This is a genomic window from Arthrobacter sp. Soc17.1.1.1 (genome assembly GCF_036867195.1).
Taxonomy (GTDB): domain Bacteria; phylum Actinomycetota; class Actinomycetes; order Actinomycetales; family Micrococcaceae; genus Arthrobacter_D.
This window is the reverse complement of record NZ_JBAJII010000001.1, coordinates 3,451,866-3,470,996: the sequence shown is the minus strand read 5'-3', so window position 1 is coordinate 3,470,996 and position 19,131 is coordinate 3,451,866. Positions and strand designations below refer to the sequence as shown.

19 protein-coding genes are annotated in these 19,131 nt (G+C 72.4%); 9 read left to right on the top strand and 10 right to left on the bottom strand.

From position 1 onward, the window contains the following. Together V6S67_RS16105 and paaK are read left to right on the top strand one after the other, a co-directional pair. Complete coding sequence (locus tag V6S67_RS16105; RefSeq protein WP_334211188.1) at positions 1–717, top strand: IclR family transcriptional regulator; 717 nt, start codon at positions 1–3, stop codon at positions 715–717. 52 nt (positions 718–769) lie between these two features. Beyond that, complete coding sequence (gene paaK / locus V6S67_RS16100) at positions 770–2,101, top strand: phenylacetate--CoA ligase PaaK (RefSeq protein WP_334211187.1); 1,332 nt, start codon at positions 770–772, stop codon at positions 2,099–2,101. A gap of 19 nt (positions 2,102–2,120) precedes the next feature. Here paaK and V6S67_RS16095 read toward each other — a convergent pair whose 3' ends face one another. Continuing rightward, complete coding sequence (locus V6S67_RS16095; RefSeq protein ID WP_334211186.1) at positions 2,121–3,311, bottom strand: glycosyltransferase; 1,191 nt, start codon at positions 3,309–3,311, stop codon at positions 2,121–2,123. 171 nt (positions 3,312–3,482) lie between these two features. Here V6S67_RS16095 and V6S67_RS16090 point away from each other — a divergent pair, with 171 nt between their 5' ends. After that, positions 3,483–4,166: an LmeA family phospholipid-binding protein gene (locus V6S67_RS16090; protein ID WP_334211185.1), complete on the top strand. Its 684-nt coding sequence runs from the start codon at positions 3,483–3,485 to the stop codon at positions 4,164–4,166. Here V6S67_RS16090 and V6S67_RS16085 read toward each other — a convergent pair. Further along, complete coding sequence (locus V6S67_RS16085) at positions 4,150–4,626, bottom strand: VOC family protein (protein WP_334211184.1); 477 nt, start codon at positions 4,624–4,626, stop codon at positions 4,150–4,152. The two genes, V6S67_RS16090 and V6S67_RS16085, sit on opposite strands and share 17 nt — an antisense overlap. A gap of 108 nt (positions 4,627–4,734) precedes the next feature. Between V6S67_RS16085 and V6S67_RS16080 the strand changes: the two genes are divergently transcribed. After that, positions 4,735–5,688, top strand: a complete 954-nt coding sequence (locus V6S67_RS16080) for a helix-turn-helix transcriptional regulator (RefSeq protein WP_334211183.1) — start codon at positions 4,735–4,737, stop codon at positions 5,686–5,688. 43 nt (positions 5,689–5,731) lie between these two features. On the opposite strand, the gene V6S67_RS16075 is transcribed toward V6S67_RS16080, so the two are convergent. From V6S67_RS16075 to V6S67_RS16060, 4 genes are all read right to left on the bottom strand, one after another. Next, positions 5,732–7,063, bottom strand: coding sequence for an alpha/beta hydrolase (locus V6S67_RS16075; RefSeq protein ID WP_334211182.1), 1,332 nt, complete (start codon positions 7,061–7,063; stop codon positions 5,732–5,734). A gap of 86 nt (positions 7,064–7,149) precedes the next feature. Continuing rightward, positions 7,150–8,259 (bottom strand): SDR family oxidoreductase, encoded by a 1,110-nt coding sequence (locus V6S67_RS16070; RefSeq protein ID WP_334211181.1) that lies wholly within the window; start codon positions 8,257–8,259, stop codon positions 7,150–7,152. A 148-nt stretch (positions 8,260–8,407) separates the two neighbouring features. Further along, positions 8,408–10,054, bottom strand: a complete 1,647-nt coding sequence (locus tag V6S67_RS16065) for a thiamine pyrophosphate-binding protein (protein ID WP_334211180.1) — start codon at positions 10,052–10,054, stop codon at positions 8,408–8,410. Between the two features lie 224 nt (positions 10,055–10,278). Further along, positions 10,279–11,643 carry an MFS transporter gene (locus V6S67_RS16060; RefSeq protein ID WP_334211179.1) on the bottom strand — a complete coding sequence of 455 codons (1,365 nt, stop codon included), beginning with the start codon at positions 11,641–11,643 and terminating at the stop codon, positions 10,279–10,281. A 228-nt stretch (positions 11,644–11,871) separates the two neighbouring features. On the opposite strand from V6S67_RS16060, the gene V6S67_RS16055 reads away from it, so the two are divergent. Next, positions 11,872–12,720 carry an HpcH/HpaI aldolase/citrate lyase family protein gene (locus V6S67_RS16055; protein ID WP_334211178.1) on the top strand — a complete coding sequence of 283 codons (849 nt, stop codon included), beginning with the start codon at positions 11,872–11,874 and terminating at the stop codon, positions 12,718–12,720. Positions 12,721–12,738: 18 nt separating this feature from the next. On the opposite strand, the gene V6S67_RS16050 is transcribed toward V6S67_RS16055, so the two are convergent. Beyond that, entirely contained in the window at positions 12,739–12,969 is a 231-nt protein-coding gene (locus tag V6S67_RS16050) for a zinc-ribbon domain-containing protein (RefSeq protein ID WP_334211177.1), read from the bottom strand. A 225-nt stretch (positions 12,970–13,194) separates the two neighbouring features. On the opposite strand from V6S67_RS16050, the gene V6S67_RS16045 reads away from it, so the two are divergent. From V6S67_RS16045 to V6S67_RS16030, 4 genes are all read left to right on the top strand, one after another. Next, the gene (locus V6S67_RS16045; RefSeq protein ID WP_334211176.1) at positions 13,195–14,013 is read left to right on the top strand and encodes a DUF4397 domain-containing protein; all 819 of its coding nucleotides are present in this window, start codon (positions 13,195–13,197) and stop codon (positions 14,011–14,013) included. Between the two features lie 93 nt (positions 14,014–14,106). Then, complete coding sequence (locus tag V6S67_RS16040; protein ID WP_334211175.1) at positions 14,107–14,820, top strand: class F sortase; 714 nt, start codon at positions 14,107–14,109, stop codon at positions 14,818–14,820. A 134-nt stretch (positions 14,821–14,954) separates the two neighbouring features. Next, positions 14,955–15,524: an RNA polymerase sigma factor gene (locus V6S67_RS16035; RefSeq protein WP_334211174.1), complete on the top strand. Its 570-nt coding sequence runs from the start codon at positions 14,955–14,957 to the stop codon at positions 15,522–15,524. Next, entirely contained in the window at positions 15,511–16,311 is an 801-nt protein-coding gene (locus V6S67_RS16030) for an anti-sigma factor (protein ID WP_334211173.1), read from the top strand. Before V6S67_RS16035 ends, V6S67_RS16030 begins: the two co-directional genes overlap by 14 nt. 78 nt (positions 16,312–16,389) lie before the next feature. Here V6S67_RS16030 and V6S67_RS16025 read toward each other — a convergent pair whose 3' ends face one another. The 3 genes from V6S67_RS16025 to V6S67_RS16015 form a co-directional block, all read right to left on the bottom strand. After that, positions 16,390–17,472 (bottom strand): fatty acid desaturase family protein, encoded by a 1,083-nt coding sequence (locus V6S67_RS16025; protein ID WP_334211172.1) that lies wholly within the window; start codon positions 17,470–17,472, stop codon positions 16,390–16,392. A 115-nt stretch (positions 17,473–17,587) separates the two neighbouring features. Then, positions 17,588–18,217 carry a flavin reductase family protein gene (locus tag V6S67_RS16020; protein ID WP_334211171.1) on the bottom strand — a complete coding sequence of 210 codons (630 nt, stop codon included), beginning with the start codon at positions 18,215–18,217 and terminating at the stop codon, positions 17,588–17,590. After that, positions 18,210–19,082 carry an SDR family oxidoreductase gene (locus tag V6S67_RS16015; protein ID WP_442884821.1) on the bottom strand — a complete coding sequence of 291 codons (873 nt, stop codon included), beginning with the start codon at positions 19,080–19,082 and terminating at the stop codon, positions 18,210–18,212. The genes V6S67_RS16020 and V6S67_RS16015 overlap by 8 nt, the downstream gene beginning before the upstream one ends. Between the last annotated feature and the right edge of the window lie 49 nt (positions 19,083–19,131).

The following is a 19,131-nucleotide window of genomic DNA, read 5'->3' as shown; positions in this document are numbered from 1 at the left end:
ATGGGTGCGGCGGAGGGGACGACGACGGCGGCTCCCGCCTCGCAGACGCTCTCGCGCGGGCTCCGCACGCTGGAGATCCTCGCCGAGGGGCCGGAGGGGCGGACGACGGCGGAGATCGCCGAGGCGCTGGGCGTCCACCGATCGATCGCCTACCGGATCCTGCGGACGCTCGAGGAGCACTCCCTGGTGGTCCGTGACGCGGGCGGGCGGTTCCAGCCCGGCCCCGGCCTCGCGAGCCTGGCCCGGGGCGTGGCGCCGAGGCTGCAGACGGCGGCCCTGCCGGTCCTCACGGCGGTAGCGGCCGAGCTGCAGATGACCGCCTTCATCGCCGTGTGGGACCGGAGCCACTGCGTCACCCTCGTCGCCGTGGAGCCGCCGCACGGCGAGGGGACGCTCGTGCAGCGGCCGGGCACCCGTCACCGGTTCGACGCCGGGGCGCCGGGCATCGCCATCCAGTCCGCCCTGACCGAGGCGCGCTGGGAACGCCTCGCTCCGGGGGAGCCGTACCGGGAGGCGTCGAGGGCCGCTGCCGCCGCCGGGTACGCGGTGAGCCGCGACGAGGTCATCCCGGGCGTGGGTTCCGTGGCGGCCCCCATCGCCGTGCGCGGACAGCTCCCCGCAGCCCTCGCCGTCGTCTATCTCCGCAGCGACCGGCCCGTCGAGGAGATCGGCGCCCGCGTGGCCGAGGCGGCCCGCGCCGTCGGCTCCGTCCTCTGATGCCGGCCCGCGGCATCCCCCGTCCCCTGATCCACCCTGCGAAGGAGCAGTCATGACCACCCTTCCCCTCCGGGCCTCGGCCGCGGACCCCGCCACGCTCGACGCGGAGGAGACGTGGTCGCGCGACCACCTCGAATCGGTGCAGCTCGAGCGGCTGCGGGCCACGCTCGCGCACGCCTACGCGAACGTGCCCCTGTACCGGCGGAAGTTCGACGCCGCCGGGGTGCACCCGGACGACCTCCGCGAGCTGACGGACCTGGCGAAGTTCCCCTTCACCACCAAGGAGGACCTGCGCAGCACCTACCCGTTCGGCATGTTCGCGGTGCCGCAGTCACAGGTGGCGCGCGTCCACGCGTCGTCCGGCACCACGGGCCAGCCGACCGTCGTCGGGTACACCGCCGGCGACCTCGACCGGTGGGCCTCGCTGGTGGCCCGATCGCTGCGCGCCTCCGGGGTGAAGGCCGGGTGGAAGGTCCACAACGCCTACGGGTACGGCCTGTTCACGGGCGGCCTCGGCGCGCATGCCGGCGCGGAACGCCTCGGCTGCACCGTCATCCCGATCTCCGGCGGCCAGACCGAGCGGCAGGTCCAGCTCATCCGGGACTTCGAGCCCGACGCAATCCTCGCCACGCCGACGTACCTGCTGACCATCCTCGACACCATGGCCGCGGCCGGCATCGACCCGTCCTCCACAACGCTGAAGACAGGCGTCCTCGGCGCCGAACCGTGGACGGAGGGCATGCGGCAGGAACTCGAGGGGCGCATGGGCTTCGACGCGTGCGACATCTACGGCCTGTCCGAGGTCATGGGCCCGGGCGTCGCGGGCGAGTGCGTGGAGTCCAAGGACGGATCGCATGTCTGGGAGGACCACTTCCGCCCCGAGATCATCGACCCGTTCACCGAGAAGGTGCTGGACGACGGCACGGCGGGCGAGCTCGTCTTCACGTCCCTGACGAAGGAGGCTCTGCCCATCATCCGGTACCGCACCCACGACCTCACGCGCCTGCTGCCCGGCACCGCCCGCCCCGGCATGCGCCGTATGGAGCGCATCACCGGGCGCAGCGACGACATGGTGATCGTGCGCGGCGTGAACCTCTTCCCCACGCAGGTGGAGGAGCTGGCACTCGGCATCCCGGCCCTGAGCCCGCACTTCCAGCTCGAACTGACCCGGCCGGACGGGCAGCGGATGGACCAGCTGACCGTCCGGGTGGAGCCGCGGGAGGGCGTCAGCGCGGCCGACGCCGCCGCGGCCGCCGAGGAGCTCCGGCACCTGATCAAGACGCACATCGGCTCCACGTGCGCCGTCGCCGTGGTGGAGCAGGGCTCGCTGGTGCGCTCCAGCGGGAAGCTCCGGCGGATCTACGACCTGCGGCCCCGCGGCTGAGGGGCGGCGCAGCACGTCGTCAGCGGTGCAGGCCTTCCAGGACAGCCAGGGCGGCGGCCGGCCCGTCCTCGGCCGCCATGGCACGGGCCGCCTCGCGCACGGCAGGTCGGTACTGACCGACCTGCCCGAGGGCGTCCGCAAGACGGGGTGACGTCAGTGCGCGCCGTCGGATCGGCGCGGGACCGAGGCCGTCGGCGTGCAGCCTCGCGCCCCAGAAGGGCTGGTCCGCGATGAACGGCACCACCACCGAGACGGTGCCGGCCGCCGTCGCCGCCTGGACCGTCCCGATGCCCCCGTGGTGGACGGCCGCTTCGGCCCGCGGCAGGACGGCGTCGTGGGGTACCGACGTCGTGACCAGCACATCGGCGCCGGCGACGTCGGGCGGTAGTGCCAGCCCGCCGAGGCCCGTGGCGAGCAGCGCGCGGGACCCGGCGGCGCGGATACCGCCAATCACCTCCCGTGCCCGGGCGACCGGGTCGCCGGCCGCCATGGAGCCGAACCCCGCGTACACGAAACCGCCCTCGGAGATGAAGCCGGACACCTCGTCGGGCATCACGCCCGCTGCCGCCGCCCGCCACGGACCGGTCAGGTGGACACTAGGCGGCCAGTCCGCAGGCCGCGGCAGGATCGCGGGGCTGATGGGCATGAGCGTCGCCGAGGCCGGGGGACGGGCCGAGCCCTGCCCACCGACCATCCTCGCCACATCGGACAGGTCCTGCCGGAACATGGCCGCGCCGCCCGCCGCTACCTGATAGGTGAGCCGGTTGAACGGGCCGAGGTTCCGCGTGATGGTCCCCGCCGCCGGGAACGCCGCCGTCGGCGTCATCACGGGGACCAGCTCGACCCAGACGAACGGGATGCCGAGGCCGCCCGCGATCAGCGGAGCCGACAGGATCTTCGGGTGGGCGACCAGCACGTCCGGGACGACGTCGAGCGCGGCCCGCGCCGACCCGATGAGCACCTGGCGCATCGCCGGCCGCACCACCGAACGGTACGAGCGGAGGACCGCCGCGAGGGAGACGCCCTGCTGCTGGATCAGCCCCGAGTAGTCGACCCCGAGGCTCACCGTAGCGAGCCCGGCCACATCGACCCCCGAGTTGTCCGGAAGCATCAGGCGCACTGCATGGCCCGCGGCCTGCGCCTGCCGCGCGAGGACCGCGAACGGCTCGACATCTCCGCGGGATCCCGCGGTCACGAGCAGCATCCTCATGATGTTCCCTCCCGGCCGGCCCCGCCAGTGCCCTGCGGCCTCGGACGAACGACGATAGCCGCCTGGACGACCGGTGACCAGAGGGGCCGGACCGCCAGGACGGCGCACCTCCGGCCGACGGCGCCGGTGTCGGAGCGACCGCCCGGGGCGGTGAGCCGTCAGACTGTCCTGATGAGGTGGACGCGCGCGAAGGACTGGCTGATCGGGGCCCTGGGGATGCTCCTCCTCCTGGCGGTCGCCGTGGTGATCCTCTGGTGGGCGGTGAGTGACCCGGCCGGCGACGGCGGCGCCGGGCCGGCGCCGTCGACGCCCGGCGCCGCGCCGGACACGGAGGCCCCCGCGGAGCTGCGCGCGGACGAGGTGTGGCTGGGGGATCTGACGCTGGACGCCGGGACGGTGGTGTCCGAGGGCTCCACGCTCCGCGACGTCCGCGCCGTCGGACAGGACGTGGTCACGGGGCCCGACGGGCTGGTGGCCGCCCGGCTCTCCGTGGACGCGACCGTGCCGTTCGACGTCGTGGCCGGCGAACTCGGCGGCGGCGCGGAGGTCCGCGCCGCGGACGGCGGCCAGGCGACCGTGGTCCGCACCGTCGAGACGCTGGGGCGCGATGTGCGCGTCACCGCCACGGGCACGGTCGAGGTCGAGGCGGGACGGCTCGTGATGGAGCCGCAGTCGATCGACGTCGGCGGGCCGGACTTCCTGTCCGGGCCCACCGCCGCCGTCGTGCGGAGCCTCGTGACCATCGAGCACGAGATCGAGGGCCTGCCCGAGGGCCTGGTGCTCCGGGACGTCACCGTGCAGGGCGACGGTTTCCGGGCCGCCCTCCAGGGCGACGACGTCAGACTCGGTCCGTGACTCCGCCCGCGGGGTCGACGTCGAGGACCCACGTCACGCCGAAGCGGTCGGTGAGCATCCCGAACCCCGGTGTCCATGCCGAGGCGGCGAGCGGTTCGACCACGGTGGCGCCGTCGGCGAGGGCGTCCCAGTAGGCGGTGACCTCCTCGAGGCTGCCGGCCCGCACGGACTGGAAGAAGGTGCGGTCGGTGACGGTGGTCCCGTGCTCGCGGCGGGTGGTGCCGGCGGTCGCCGCCGGATCGGCGTCCTGTCCCGGCACGTCGTACGCCATGACGCGGAACCCGTCCTCGTTCTCGAGCTGCCCGAAGACCACCCTGTCGGAGCCGGGTGCATCCTGCGGCATCCCGAAGTCCCCGTAGGTGGCCAGATCGAGGCGGCCGCCGAACACGCCCTGGTAGAAGTGGAGGGCCTGGCGTGCGGTGCCGCGGAAGTTCAGGTGCGTGGTGGTCTTGATGCTCATGTGGTGCGCTCTTTCCCTGGTGGTCGATCGGCGGGGATGCCGGCCAGGAACCACTCTGCGTGCAGTAGAGGTCAGGAACGGTCCTCTACTGCACGCATACTGAGGGACATGACCGGAAGTTCCGCACGACTGCTGGCGCTGCTCTCCGTCCTGCAGGCACAGCGTGTCTGGCCCGGGAGCGTGCTCGCCGAGCGCCTGGGCGTGACGCCGCGGACGGTCCGCCGTGACGTCGACCGGCTGCGGGAGCTCGGCTACAGCATCCGCGCGGTCAAGGGGCCCGACGGCGGCTACCGGATGGCGGCCGGATCGGACCTGCCACCCCTGCTGTTCGACGACGACCAGGCCGTCGCGGTCGCCGTCGCCCTGCAGAACGCGCCCGCCTCCGGCGTGGACCTCGACGTGGCCGCCGAGCGGGCGCTGGCCGCGATCCGGCAGGTCATGCCCTCGCGGCTGCGGCACCGCATCGACGGCATCCGGTTCAGCGGCGTGGACACGGCGGGGCTCCGGGTGGATCCGGCGGTCCTCGAAGCGGTCACCGCCGCCGTGCGGGAGCACCGGACACTGCGGTTCGACGACCGCGAGGGCGAACCGCGGCGGTGCCAGCCGCACGCGATCGTGGCCCGGCACGGCCGCTGGTACGTCATCGGCTGGGACCTCGACCGCGACGACTGGCGCATCTACCGCCTCGACCGGATGTCCCCGCGCACACCGACCGGGGCCGTGTTCACGCCACGGGAACTCCCGGCCGCCGACGCCCGCACGTATCTGTCCGCCCGGCTCAAGGGCTCGGACACCGTCGACCGGTGGCCGTGCGTGGGTGAGGTCGTCATCGAGCTGCCGTTGCGGGAGGTTGCACCGTTCGCGGGCGACGGCATGGTCGAGGAGCTCGCCGACGGCTCCTGCCGGGTGAGCATCGGCTCCTGGTCGTGGGACGGGGTCCTCGCGTCGGTGGTCCGCTTCGGCGCGCCGTTCACCGTGATGGGTCCCGAGCCGCTCCACACGGCCGTGCGGGATGTCGGTGCCCGCCTCGCAGCGGCGGACCGGGACCGGAGCGGAGGCTGAGCCGCCGGCTCGACCCGGCGGACGCCCGGCCGGCGCCGGGGGTTCACCGGCGCCCCGGCGGGAACGGGTTCCCGGTCCGCGCCGCGGAGACGGCGTCGAGGATCCCTCCGGCGGTCTCGGCGGCGTGCCGCTCGTCGTCCAGCAGGGATCCGTGGGTCGCCCCGACGACGGTGCGGTGGAGCGTGTTCGACGACAGGGTGGCGAGGGCGTCCTGGGCGTCGGTCCAGCCGGGTCTTGTACCGCTGCCGGCCGTCAGGACCACCAGGGGCCGGTCCCCGAAGGTCTCCAGCCTGCCGGCCTGCTCCACCGACGACGCCGCGACGAGGTACTCGTCCACGCTGCTCCGCAGGTGGTCACCTGACTCCATGCCGAGCAGCGCGCCGACGCCGAGCCGTCCTGCCGCGCCGACCAGCGCGGAGAGGCGGGAGGCTGTGTCGTCGGGGCGCCCGGGTGCCGCGACGCCGGGCTCCGGATCGGACGTGGGGCCGGCTGCCGGTGCGGTCGAGTCCACCAGCACCACCCCGGCGACGTCCCCGGGGTACCGGCCGGCGAAGGTGAGCGCGTAGAGGCCGCCGAAGGAGTGGCCGGCGATCACGTACGGTCCCGGCTCGTGGGCACGCTCCAGGAGCGTGTGCAGATCGGCGGCGATCCGTGCGGCGTCCTGCGGGGCGGCTGCCGGCTCGCTCCATCCGTGCCCCGCCCGGTCGTAGACGCAGACCCGGGTGTCCCGGGCGACGGTCGGTGCGATCAGGTCGAGGTCCGACGACGCCAGGCCCGCACCCGGCTCGATCACCACGGTGGGGCTGCCCTCGCCCGTGCAGTCGAGGTACAGGCGGTGACTGCCGACGTCGATCAGGCGCCCGTGCCCCGGGGTGGCTCCCGCGCTGACGGCTGCACGGACGGTCTCGTGCCCGCCGGCGAGTGCGGCCACGACGAGCAGCGCGAGCACGGGATAGAGCAGCGCCCGTGTGCTCCGGCCTGTTGCCGAACGGATCCTGACGACCATCCAGACCACCAGCACCAGCAGGGCGGGAGGCCACACCCAGGCGAGCGCCTCCTGCATCGGGGCCCCGAACACCACCAGGAGCAGGCCACCCGAGCCCAGGAACAGTGCGGGAGCTGCGGCCCACCGCTGCGGCTGGTCCGTGAAGCCCGACAGCACCGCCAGGAGGGCCCATCCGAGTGCGAACCCCAGCAGGAGGCCGCCGGTCACGCCGCTCTCCGTCGCGGGGAGGACGGGAGCCGCCGCCAGCAGGAGCGCCGCGAGGAACCCGGCGGCCAGCGCCCCGGCCACGAGCCGGCCGGACCGCCCCCGCACGGCGTCCGGCGGGGCATCCGGGCCCTCGGGAGCGGGGCTCGCAGGAAGGGTCGTCACCCCGGGCTCGCTTCCGTCGGAGGTGGCAGTGGCAGTCTCTGCAGTGAACCATCCCCGGGGGACGTTGGCCAGTGGCTGCAGCGCCCTCAGCCCAGCGGCGGGATGATCCTTGCGGCCGCGAGCTGGTCGAAGAGCTCGAGGAACCGGTCCTCCGTGTCCAGGCAGTCGCCGAAGCCGTGCTGCCGGGCCTTGATGGTGGAGGTGACGTTGTCGAAGCCCGAGCGGAAGAGGAAATCGCCGAAGGCCCAGCCGGCGAGGTCCTCGAAGGGTGTGGGCACGAGGCCGTACTTCGTCACCATGCCCTGCCAGAGCGCCGCGTGGTGCGGCATCGCCTCGGCCAGCGGGACCGGCTGCGGCTCGGCGTAGTCCATCCCGAAGTGGCGGGCGAACACCGGCCACAGGTGCCGCCAGCGGAGCTGGTCCCCGTTGGTGATGTTGTAGACCTCGTCGGCGGCACGCGGCTCCGCGCCGGCCCAGACCGTGGCGCGGGCCAGCAGCGAGGCGTCGGTCACCTGGTACAGGGCGTCGTAGGCGGCGTGGGTGCCGGGGAAGCGCAGCGGCTGGCCCAGCTCACGGCAGATGCTCGCATAGACGGCGATGACCATCAGGATGTTCATGGGATTGCCGACGGCGTAGCCGACCACGCCCTCGGGGCGCAGCATCGTGGCGTGGAAGCCGCGCTCGGCGCCGGCGGCGCGGAGGATGTCCTCCTGGTCGTAGTAGAAGTTCGGCTGGATCAGTCGCGCGTCGCGTTCCCTGGCGGGGGTGTTGAAGTAGCCCAGGTGCGCGCCGTAGGCCTTGCCGCCCTGGTAGAGGGTGACGTGCGTCAGCGGCGCGCCGGCGTCGGCGAGGCCATCCAGGGTGTTCGTCAGCAGGGCGGAGTTGACCTCGATCTGCTCGGCGGTGGTGTCCCGTTCGATGTACGCGGCGAACACCAGGTGCGTGGTGTTCCGGGCGGCCTCGAGCCCGGCACGCGCCGCCTCCCGGTCGAGCAGGTCCACGGGTAGGTGGTCCCACCCTGAGCCGGCGACGGGGCGCCGGCTCAGCCCCCGCACCTGTGCGCCGCGCCGGGCGTACTCGTCCGCGACATGGCGGCCGATGACCCCGCCGGCTCCGGCGACCAGGACGGTCTTCGCCCCGGCGTCCGGCGGCTGCGCGCCGGTGGTCCGGGTGGTCGGGGTGGTCTCGTCGGTCATGGGGCTCCTCGGGAGAGGTTCGTGGGCGGGGCCGGCAGCCGTGCCGGCTCCTGGTCCGGCCACTATAACCGCGGGGCCTGCCGCGGGGTCTCCGGCGGAGCGCACCCCGGTGCCGCGGGGATCCCCTTGACGGGGACGGCTCCCCGCCTCACCGTCGGCCGGTCGCCACTGCCACGATCTCCTGCATGTACGGAGCCACGACCTGCTGCGAGATCTTGCAGTCGAGCAGCAGGACGCCGTCCTCGTCGGAGTCCAGCCAGCCCTCGACGGCGGTGAGGTCCTCGAGCGCGGCGATCGTGGCGGACCGCGCGCCGAAGGCCGCCGCGACGGCGGCGAAGTCCACCTCGTCGATCATCATGGGGCCGGAGTCGATGCCGCGGACGGCGTACTGGTGGATCTCCGCGCCGTAGGCGGCGTCGTTGAAGACCACGATGACGGCCCGGCGTGCCGTCCTGATGAACGAGTCGAGATCCGCGAGGGCCATGAGCGCACCGCCGTCGCCCGTGCACAGGACCACGGTGGAGTCCGGCAGGGCCCGGGCAGCACCCACCGCGCTGGGGAAGCCGAGGCCGATGGTCTGGTACGCCGTGCCGACCATGAGCAGGCGGTTCGGCGCAGGGACACGGAGGTAGCCGGGGGCCCAGCCGATGAAGTGGCCGCCGTCCTGCACGATCGTCCGGTCGGCAGGCAGCATCCGGTCGAGCGCCCGGCACAGGCTCCGCGGGTCGAGGCGGCCGTCGGGTGCGGCGGCGTCGCCGTCCTCGCGGGCATCGTGGGCGTTCAGGGCGGCCTCGGCGGCCGTGTCGCTCCACCTCGCGGCATCCGTACGGGGCCCGACGGCGGCGAGGAGGGCTTCCGCGGTGAGGCGCGCATCGGCGTGGAGGAAGTCGGTGACCGCGGGTGAGGTGGGACCGGCGGTGAGGTCGGCCTGGATGACACGGGCCCCGGGGTGGAAGGAGTGGCCGAAGCGCATCGTGAACTGGTTGAGCCGCGCACCGAGCACCAGGACGACGTCGGCCTGTTCGATCAGCTGTGCCGTGCGCTCGGACGCCCACCCGCCGGCGATCCCGAGGGCGGCCGGATCGTCCCCGAAGAATCCCGCGCCGAGGCCGGAGGTGGCGGTGAGGGCGCCGAGACGGCCGGCGAGGCGTGCCGCCGCGTCGCCGGCACCGCTCAGCCAGGCGCCGCGGCCGGCCAGGATCAGGGGCCGCTCGGCGGTGGAGAGCAGGGCGGCAGCGTGCTCGATGTCCGCCGCGGAGGGGTGCACGAGCGGAGCGGGGGTGGGTGCCGCGGCGGGTTCCTCGTCCGGGGCGTCGGCCGCGGCGAGGTCGTAGGGGATTGCGAGGACCACGGCCTCCCGGTGGCGGAGGGCGTGCTCGATCGCCGCCGTCGCCGCAGCCCCGGGCTGCGCGGCTGAGACCGTGAAGGTCGTGGCGCCGAGCCCCTTGGCCACGAGGCACTGGTCCACGTCGAAGGGGCGCATGCCCGTGGTGGGGGCGTCGCCGACCACGAGCACCAGGGGGATGTCCGCCTGCACGGCCTCGGCCAGCGGGGTCAGGGCGTTCGTGAACCCGGCGCCGTACGTGGTGGTGGCGACGGCGAGGCGGCCGCTGGCCCGGTGGTAGGCGTCCGCTGCGGCGACCGCCCCTGCCTCGTGCCGCACGGCGGTGAAGTGGAGCGACGGCGCCGCCATGACGGCGTCGAGGAAGTGCGCGTTGCCGTTGCCCATGACGCCGAAGACCTCGGTGGTGGCGGGCAGGAGCGCGGAGACGATTCGGGCGGAGACGGTGGGCATCGGGAAGTCCTTGCAGGCGAAGTCCCCGGCGGCAGTGGCACACGGTCGACCCGGAGGACTGGATGGGTGGGTTCCGTATGTGCCTCGGGCGATGCCCTTATTGCCTCTTTTTCAGGCACGGCGCCCTGGTGCGCCCGACGTCAGTCACTATAGCGGGCACCGCGGGGAGGCGCGGATGCCCACCGGCGAACGTGGCCGGTGGGCATCCGCGGACCTCCGAACGGTCAGGAGAGGCGACCAGCCCCGGAGTCGACGGCGTCCTTCTCCGCCTCGAGGGGTGCGCCCCTGGTCTCCTTGACCAGGGTGACGCCGATGAAGGAGATGACGCACAGGCCCATGATGTACAGGCCGATGGACCCGGACCAGCCCGTCTGCGCGAGCAGGGCCTCGGCGATCAGCGGGGCGAAGGCGCCGCCGAGGATCGCACCGAGGGCGTAGCCGATGCCGATGCCCGAGTAGCGGACGTTGGCGGGGAACATCTCGGCGTACATCGCGGACATGGGGCCGTAGGACAGCCCGAGCCCGATGGTGAGGACGAAGATGGCGATGCCGTAGGCCCAGATGCTGCGGGTGTCGATCAGCATGAACATCGGGATCATCCAGACGAAGATGAGGGCGTAGCCGATCTGGAAGGTGCGCACACGGCCGATGCGGTCGGACAGGATGCCGCCGTAGAGCGTGAAGATGAGCCAGCCGAAGGACGCCAGGAGCGTCGCGAGGAGCACGGGTGCGGCCGGCATGCCGAGGGCCCGCTGGGCGTAGGAGGACAGGAACGCGATCACGAGGTAGCCGGCGGCGTTGTTGCCGATGAAGATGACCGCCGCGAGGATGACCTGCTTCTTGTTGGTCTTCAGGAGGTTGCGCAGGGGAGTGGCGGTGTCGCGCTTCCGCTCGATCATGCGCTTGAACACGGGGCTCTCGGCGACGGCGGCGCGGATGAAGTAGCCGACGACGATCAGCACCACGCTGAGCAGGAACGGGATGCGCCAGCCCCAGGCGAGGAAGTCCTCCGGGGACATGGAGCTGCGCAGCAGGAACAGCACGAGGGTGGCGAGGATCATGCCGACCGGGACGCCGATCTGCGGGTAGGCGCCCCAGAAGCCGCGTTTGCCCACGGGGGCGTGTTCGACGGCCATGAGTGCTGCGCCGCCCCACTCGCCACCGGCGGAGAAGCCCTGCAGGATGCGCAGGAGCATGAGCAGGACGGGTGCCCAGACGCCGATCTGCGCGTAGGTGGGGAGCAGGCCGATCAGCGCGGTGGCGGACCCCATCATCACGAGGGTGAAGACGAGCATCGCCTTCCGGCCGATCTTGTCCCCGAGCCGTCCGGCGATCACGGCACCGAGGGGCCGGAAGAAGAAGCTGATGCCGATGGTGGCCCAGGAGACGAGCTGGGCGAGGCCCGGGCTCTCACCCTCGAGCGGACCGAAGTACAGGGCCGCGAAGACGATGCCGGCGGCCTGGGCGAAGATGAAGAAGTCGTACCACTCGATCGTGGTGCCGACCATCGTGCCCGCGAGGACCTTCCGGTCCGCGGCGCTCATGCCGTCCCGGGATCGGGCGTCCGGACGCTCTGACGCTAGTGCCATGAAAAACTCCCTTGTTTTTGCAGTGCGTGGCTACTCGTGTGCCCTACTCCCGGGGGAGGACGCCCCAGTCCTCACCGCCGGGCACGAAATCGTATACGAATGCTAGGCCGCGCTCGGGTGGGGGTCAAGGGTTCCGGGACCGGCCGGGGGTCCTTTTGGTCGTAGTGTTCACGCGCTGCCTCGGATGTCCGTTGGCTAACCCGCGGCGATCCTCAGTAGTGTTTGGGCATGGCCACCTTCCTCAGAAACAGCCGCGCTGCAGCGCTCCCCGCCAAGCTCTCACGATCCTGGTTGCTGGCCTCCGCGGCTTCCGAGGACACGTTCATCCCCGCCCTCACGTCCGAGGCCGATTCCGTGGTGTTCGACATGGAGGACGCCGTCCCCGCGGCGGGCAAGTCCGAGGCGCGTGAGCGTGTGGTCGAGGCCCTGTCCACCGGCATGACGGCATGGGTGCGGGTCAACGGCATCGAGACGGAGTACTGGGCCGACGACCTCGCCGCCCTCTCCAGGGCACCCGGTCTGCGCGGCGTCATGCTGGCCATGACGGAGAAGCCCGAGCAGGTGACGCACACGGCGATGCGCCTGCAGGCGGGCACGCCCGTGCTCGCGCTGATCGAATCGGCGCTCGGTATCGAGAACGCGACGGCGATCGCCAGCGCGCCGGGCACGTTCCGGCTCGCGTTCGGCGTGGGCGACTTCCGGCGGGACACTGGCGCCTCGGACGATCCGATGGCGCTCGCCTATGCCCGCTCGAAGCTCGTGGTCGCCTCGCGCGTGGGACAGCTCCCCGGCCCGATCGACGGCCCCACCGTCGGCGCCCTGGGGGACGAGCTGCTCGAGGCGTGCAAGGTCACGGCGTCCATGGGCATGACCGGCAAGCTGTGCCTCCTGACCGACGCCACCGACACCATCAACCGGGGCCTGTCGCCGAGCGAGTCCGAGATCAACTGGGCCGCGGAGCTCCTGCGCGAGCACGCCGCCGGGGCCGTGGTGGGTGACGGCTCCTACCTGCCGCGCCTGGCGCGGGCGCAGAAGATCTCCTCGCTGGCGGACTCGTACGGGCTCTGGAACGCCTGAGCCCCGCACGGAGCGGGCTCAGTGGGCGAGGGCCCGCTGCTCTGCGCCGCTGATGCTCGACGTCCCACCGCAGTTGGTGCAGACCTGGAGGCGGGTCTTCTTGAGGGTGATGAGTGGGATGAAGAACACCGAGAGCTTCGTCCTGCGCTGGATGACCTGCTGCGGTGCGTGCCGGCCGCAGTAGCGGCAGTCGGCGGATCGGGTGAACTGCAGGTGCTCACGCGTGGTGAGGCCGAAGAGGAAGAACATCCTGCCACCGTATCCAGCCCGGCCGCTGCCCGCGCCTTCCCCCGCGCTCCCCGCCGGGCTTGCAATCCCGGGCCCGGGATGCCGTGCGGTACCGGGCGTCCGGGCGGCGACCGGAGACCCGCCAGGAAAAATCCTGCATTCCTGCATCCAACCCGTCCTGCTTCCCGGTAATACCAGGTGTCAGCGAAAAAGCGTCCCGCCAGGGGACGACACAAAGGAGTTGTCATGCGAAGAAGCCTGTACACCGTCGGAGCCGTGCTGGTCGTAGGAGCGGCGGCTGCTGCCGCCCCGGCGACGGCCGCCGAATCGTCCGATGCATCGCTGTCCGTGCTGCACGGAGTCCCCGACCTCACCGTCGACGTCTACGTCAACGGCGCCCTCACCCTCGACAATTTCACGCCGGGTACGCTCGCGGGTCCGCTCTCGCTGCCGGTCGGCAGCTACCAGTTGGCCATCACCGCGGCGGACGCGACCGACGCGAGCGCGCCGGTGATCGGCCCCGTGGACGTCAGCCTCGCCGCCGGTGGCAACTACACAGCCACGGCCAACCTCGATGCCGCAGGTACCCCGACGGCCAACTTCTACACCAACGACGTCTCCGCGGTCGAGGCCGGCAAGTCGCGCCTGACCGTGCGCCACGTGGCCGCCGCGCCGGCCGTCGACGTCCTCGCGGGCGGCACGCCGATCGTGCCGAATCTCAGCAACCCCGGCGAGGCGACGCTGACCACGGATCCCGGCACGGTCTCCGCGGCGGTCGCGGCAGCGGGTACCACCCAGCCCGTGATCGGCCCGGCCGACCTGACACTCGGCGAGGGCACCTCGACCATCGTCTACGCGTGGGGAAGCCTCGAGGCGGGCAACCTCGCCCTGGCCACCCAGGTCATCGAGGGCGTGCACTCGTCGCCGGGCGCCGTCCCGGGCGGGCAGTCCGGCCTGGCAGCCGGGACGGAAGACACCGGCGCAGCGGTCGGGATCGGCGCGGGCCTGCTCGCGCTGCTCGGCGGCGCGGTCGTCGTGAACCGGAGGCGCGCAGCCCGGGCCTGACGGAGCGCGGGGTGCGTGGACGCCGTCGGGCTCCGCGCACCCCGCCCTACCCGGTCCCCCGGAGCCGCGAGAACCAGGAACCAGGACGAACCCGTGCACCCACCCAGCCCCGTACGCCGCCCAGCAGCCCGCCTGGCTGCGCTCACGATCGTGACCGCCGCCGTCATCAGCAGTTGCTCCCTGCCGCCCGCCGAGCCGGACGTGCCCGTCGCGCCCATCCTCGCTCCCACCCCGCCCCCGCAGGGTGGACCGGTACCCCAGGAGCCGGGGAACCGGGGGGATGCTGTTGCGGGCGCCGGCATCCCCGCCGGCATCCCCGCCGACATCCCCGTGCAGCCGGCGGACGCCGCCCTCCAGCCGGCGCCGCCTCCTCCCGTGTCCCTGGACATCCCGGGTACCGACATCTCCGTGCGCGTGGTCGAGGTGGGGATCGCCGAGAACGACGCCATGGAGATCCCGGACAGCTTCTGGGAGGCGGGGTGGTACCGGTACGGCCCGGCCCCCGGCGCCGACGCGGGCCACGCCGTGATCGCCGCCCACGTGGACAGCCAGACGGAGGTGATGCCCTTCGCCCAGCTGAAGGACGTGGACCCCGGGACCGTGATCACGGTGGGTCTCGCGGACGGCCGGACGCTGCAGTACAGCGTCGACGACGTCCGGAACGTCCCGAAGGCGACGCTCGACGGATCGGAGGTCTTCCGGCGTGACGGACCCCATCAGCTCAAGGTCATCACGTGCGGAGGCCAGTGGCTGCTGGACAAGGGCGACTACGAGGATAATGTTGTCCTCACAGCCTCACCGCTCTGAACGCACGGCCCGCGTGGTCGGCCTGCCCCGCATCCCCCGCCTCCCGGCATCGCGCCGGCGGGGCGCGGAGGGGCGGGTGTGCCACGTGGTCCCGGTGCGGTGCTGGGCCCGGCACCGCGCTGAAGGAGTAGGGCGTGACACCTCCAGGCACCGAGTGGACGAGGCAACTCGACGCGGAGTTCTCCGCCGGGGACGAGGACGCCCTGACCGCCGCCTACCGGCGTCTGGCGCCCCTCGTGTTCACGGTCGCGCTACGGTCCATGGGTGACCGCGCGGTGGCCGCTGACATCACCCAGGACGTCTTCGTGAGGGCCTGGCGCTTCCGGGACAGCTTCGATCCCCAGTATGGCACCGTCCCCGCCTGGGTCCTCGGGATCAGCAGGAACGTCATCCTGGACACACTGGCGGCCAGGACCAGGCAGAATCAGATGGTGGCCCGTTCCGGCGCGATCGCCGAACCGGAGAGCCCCAGACAGCACGCGCGGGAGGTGGATGCTGTGACGGACCGGGTGGTCCTCGATGCGGAGCTCGACCTGCTGGGCGAACCCCAGCAGTCCATCCTTCGTCTCGCCTTCTACGAAGACCTCACACATCAGCAGATAGCACAACGGCTCGATCTGCCGCTGGGAACCGTCAAGAGTCACATCCGAAGGAGCCTCGCGCATCTGCGCAGTCGATTGGGGGCCTGGAATGCGACACCTTGATCCGGACAGCGTGGGGATCGCTGCGCTGGACGAGCCGCTGGACCAGTGGTCACGCGAGCACCTCGACGCGTGCAGCGCCTGCGGCGACGAGGTGACGGCCCTGCAGGAGGTCGTCGTCCTCGCACGGTCCGGAGGGCACGGGCGGCTCGAGCATCCCGATCCCGCGGTCTGGGATGCCGTGGCGCAGGAACTCGGCCTCGCGGGTACGACGACGGCGGCGCCCCACCTGCAGACGGTCGGAACCGTGGACCCCGTCGGCCGTCACGCCGCCCCTGCCCGGCACGGCGCGTCCGCGGACCCTGCGTACGGCGCCACCCCGCTGCGCCCTGGCGGCTCCGGTCGCGGTCGACGGACCGTCCCCGCCTGGTGGCTGGCCGCGGCCGCCGTCGTCGGGATCGCCGTCGGCGGGGGCGTGCTGTGGGCCGTGCAGTCCCCGGACGGCGGGGAGCGGACCCTCGCGAGCACGGAGCTGGCTCCGCTGCCCGAGTTCAGCGGCTCGGGCGAGGCCGTCCTCACCGAGACCGGCGACGGCCTGCGGCGCCTTGACGTCACCGTCTCGGGTGCCGAGCCCGCCGGCCTCCGCGAGGTGTGGCTCCTCGCACCTGATGCCACGCGGATGTACAGCATCGGGATCCTGGACGGCGGCCACGGCACGTTCGACGTGCCCGAGGCGATCGACCTGCGGGAGTTCCCCGTGGTCGACGTCTCCGACGAACCGCTGGACGGCGATCCGGCGCACTCGGGGGTCAGCGTGGTGCGGGGCTCCATCGATGCCCCGGACGCCTAGGCGGCCGCCACCCGAGCGGACGCCTGACCCGGCAGGTCCTGCCAGGAGCTAGAAGGGCGGGTAGCACCTGCCAGGACCTCAGGGACGGCGGAAGCGGTTTACCATCGGGCAGTCGAACGGGTCGCGGGCGGCGAGGCCCACACGGTTGAGGTAGGACACCACGGCGCCGTACGACGCCGCGACGCCCACCTCGGTGTACGGCACGCGCAGGCGCTCGCAGTGCTCCTTCACGATCACGGCGGCGCGGCGCAGGTGCGGGCGGGGCATGTCCGGGAAGAGGTGGTGCTCGATCTGGAAGTTGAGGCCACCGAACGCGTTGTTGACGAAGGACCCGCCGCGGATGTTGCGCGAGGTGAGTACCTGCTTCTGGAAGAAGTCGAGCGTGCTGTCCTTCGGCACCACGGGCATGCCCTTGTGGTTCGGCGCGAAGCTCGCCCCCATGTAGATGCCGAAGACGGCCAGCTGCACGCCGAGGAACGCGAACGCCATACCCACGGGCAGGAACCAGAAGAGGACACCGAGATAGGCACCGAAGCGGACACCCAGCAGGGCGAGCTCGACCCACCGGCCCTTGATGGGGCGGCGGGCGAAGAGTGTGCTGATGGAGCGGGCATGGAGGTTGATGCCCTCCATGGTGAGCAGCGGGAAGAAGAGGTAGCCCTGGCGGCGCGTGATCCAGGCCTGGATGCCCCTGGCCTTCGCCGCGTCCTCCTCGAGGAACGAGATGGTGTCCACCTCGATGTCCGGGTCCTTGCCGCGGGTGTTGGGGTCGTTGTGGTGGCGCGTGTGCTTGTCCATCCACCACGCGTAGCTGATGCCGACCACACCGGCGGCGAGGATGCGCCCCGACCAGTCGTTGGCCCCGCGGCTCCTGAAGATCTGGCGGTGGGAGGCCTCGTGGGCGAGGAACGCGACCTGCGTGAGCACGACGCCGAGCACGGCGGCGACGAGGAGCTGGAACCAGGTGTCCCCGAGGAGCGCGAAGCCTGTCCAGGCCGCGCCCATCACGAGGACGAGGATCGCGAACACCGAGACGTAGAAGCGCCGGCGGCGGTTCAGCAGGCCCGCCTTGCGCACCTGCTTCAGCAGCACGGAGTAGGAGGCCACGACGTCGTTCGGCCTGGAGATGCGGACGGTGCGCGGGGTGGCGGTAACGCTCATGGGGGTCCCTGGGGTCGCGGTCGGCTTCCCAGCCCGGGGGTGGGGTGCTAACCCGCAGATTCCCCCACTGTATGTCAGTACCCTGAGCAACGGCTGTGCGGAGGTAACAGTGGGGTCACGGATCCGCGGTGGCAGGGGTGTAGTGTCCCGGCCATTCCTCAAGCGGGATACGCGTGATGGCGCGGATCGTCCCGGCGGTCCCCCACTCGTTCCTGCCGAGCCGCGAGAGCGGCCTGAGGGCACCGATCCCGGGAAGCCCGCCGTCGAGCACCTCGTCCGACACCACCGCGTGCACCACCTCCCCGAACACCAGCGTGCAGTCGCCCATGTCCTGGATCCGGTGCAGCCTGCACTCGAGGGCCACGGGGGACTCGAGGACGCGCGGCGGGCGCACGGTCTCGCTCGGCTCCCGGGTGAGGCCGGCCGCGTCGAACTCGCTGACGTCGGGCGGGAAGGCGGTGCCGGTCGCGTTGACCGCCTCGAAGAGGTGCTCCGGTGTGAAGGCGACCACGAACTCGCCCGTCGCCTCGATGTTGCGCACTGAGTCCTTGCGGCCCACGGAGGTGAACTGGACGATCGGCGGGTTGACCGAGGCGATGGTGAAGAACGAGTGCGGGGCGAGGTTGTCGACGCCGTCCGCGGACGTCGACGAAATCCACGCGATGGGGCGCGGGACCACGACGGAGGTCAGGAACCGGTAGAACGCACGGCTGTCCGCAGGATCGGGGATCACGTCCCTACGCACGGGCACCACCCCCGTGCTGCGCCGAGAGCAGTTCGCGGAGGCCGACGGGCGGCCGTCCGGTGAGGCGCTCGACGTCGGGCGAGAGCTCGGCCATCTCGCCCTGCGCGATCGCCGTGTAGGTGCTGACCCACGCCTCGACCTGCCATCGGGGCGCCCCGTGGTGGGCCCGCGACGCCATCGCCTCCTCGTGGGTCTGGTCCTCGAAGCGCACCGTCGCGGGGGTCACCTCGCTGATGGTGGCTGCCGCCTCGGCCAGGGTGAAGGCCTCCGGCCCGGTCAGGTGGTAGGTCCTCCCCACGTGCTGATCCGGTGCCCGCAGCACGGCGGCGGCGGAGCGGGCGACGTCGGCCTGCGCGACGGCGGAGAGCCGGCCGTCACCCGCGGGGCCGCGGATGACGCCGTCCTCCGCGAGGGCCGGCACGAAGTCGAGGTAGAGGTTGTCGCGCAGGAACGTCCAGGCGAGCCCGGATCGGCGGATGTGCTCCTCGGTGTACCAGTGGTCGCGGCCGAGGAGGAACGCGGCCTCGGGTGCGGCGCCGAGGAACGAGGTGTAGACGATGTGCCGGACGCCCGCCGCCTGCGCCGCGTCGACGAACGTGCGGTGGTCCGCGAGGCGGTCCGCCGCCTCGGCGGCGGACACCATGAACAGGACGTCCACACCGGTGAGGGCCTCCCGTGCCGCCGCGGCGTCCCCGTACGAGGCCTGCCGGACCACGGACTCGGGGAGGTGCTGCGCCCGGTCGATCGACCTCACCGGCAGGATGAGCGGTACCTCCCCGGCGGCGAGGATCCTGGCGACGCTGCCGCCCACGACGCCGGTCGACCCTGTGACTGCGATACGGTGCTCCATGTCCGTGTCAGCCACGGGGATGCGCAGATTGTTTCCGCCCCTCCGGGCGCAGCGTTCACCGGGC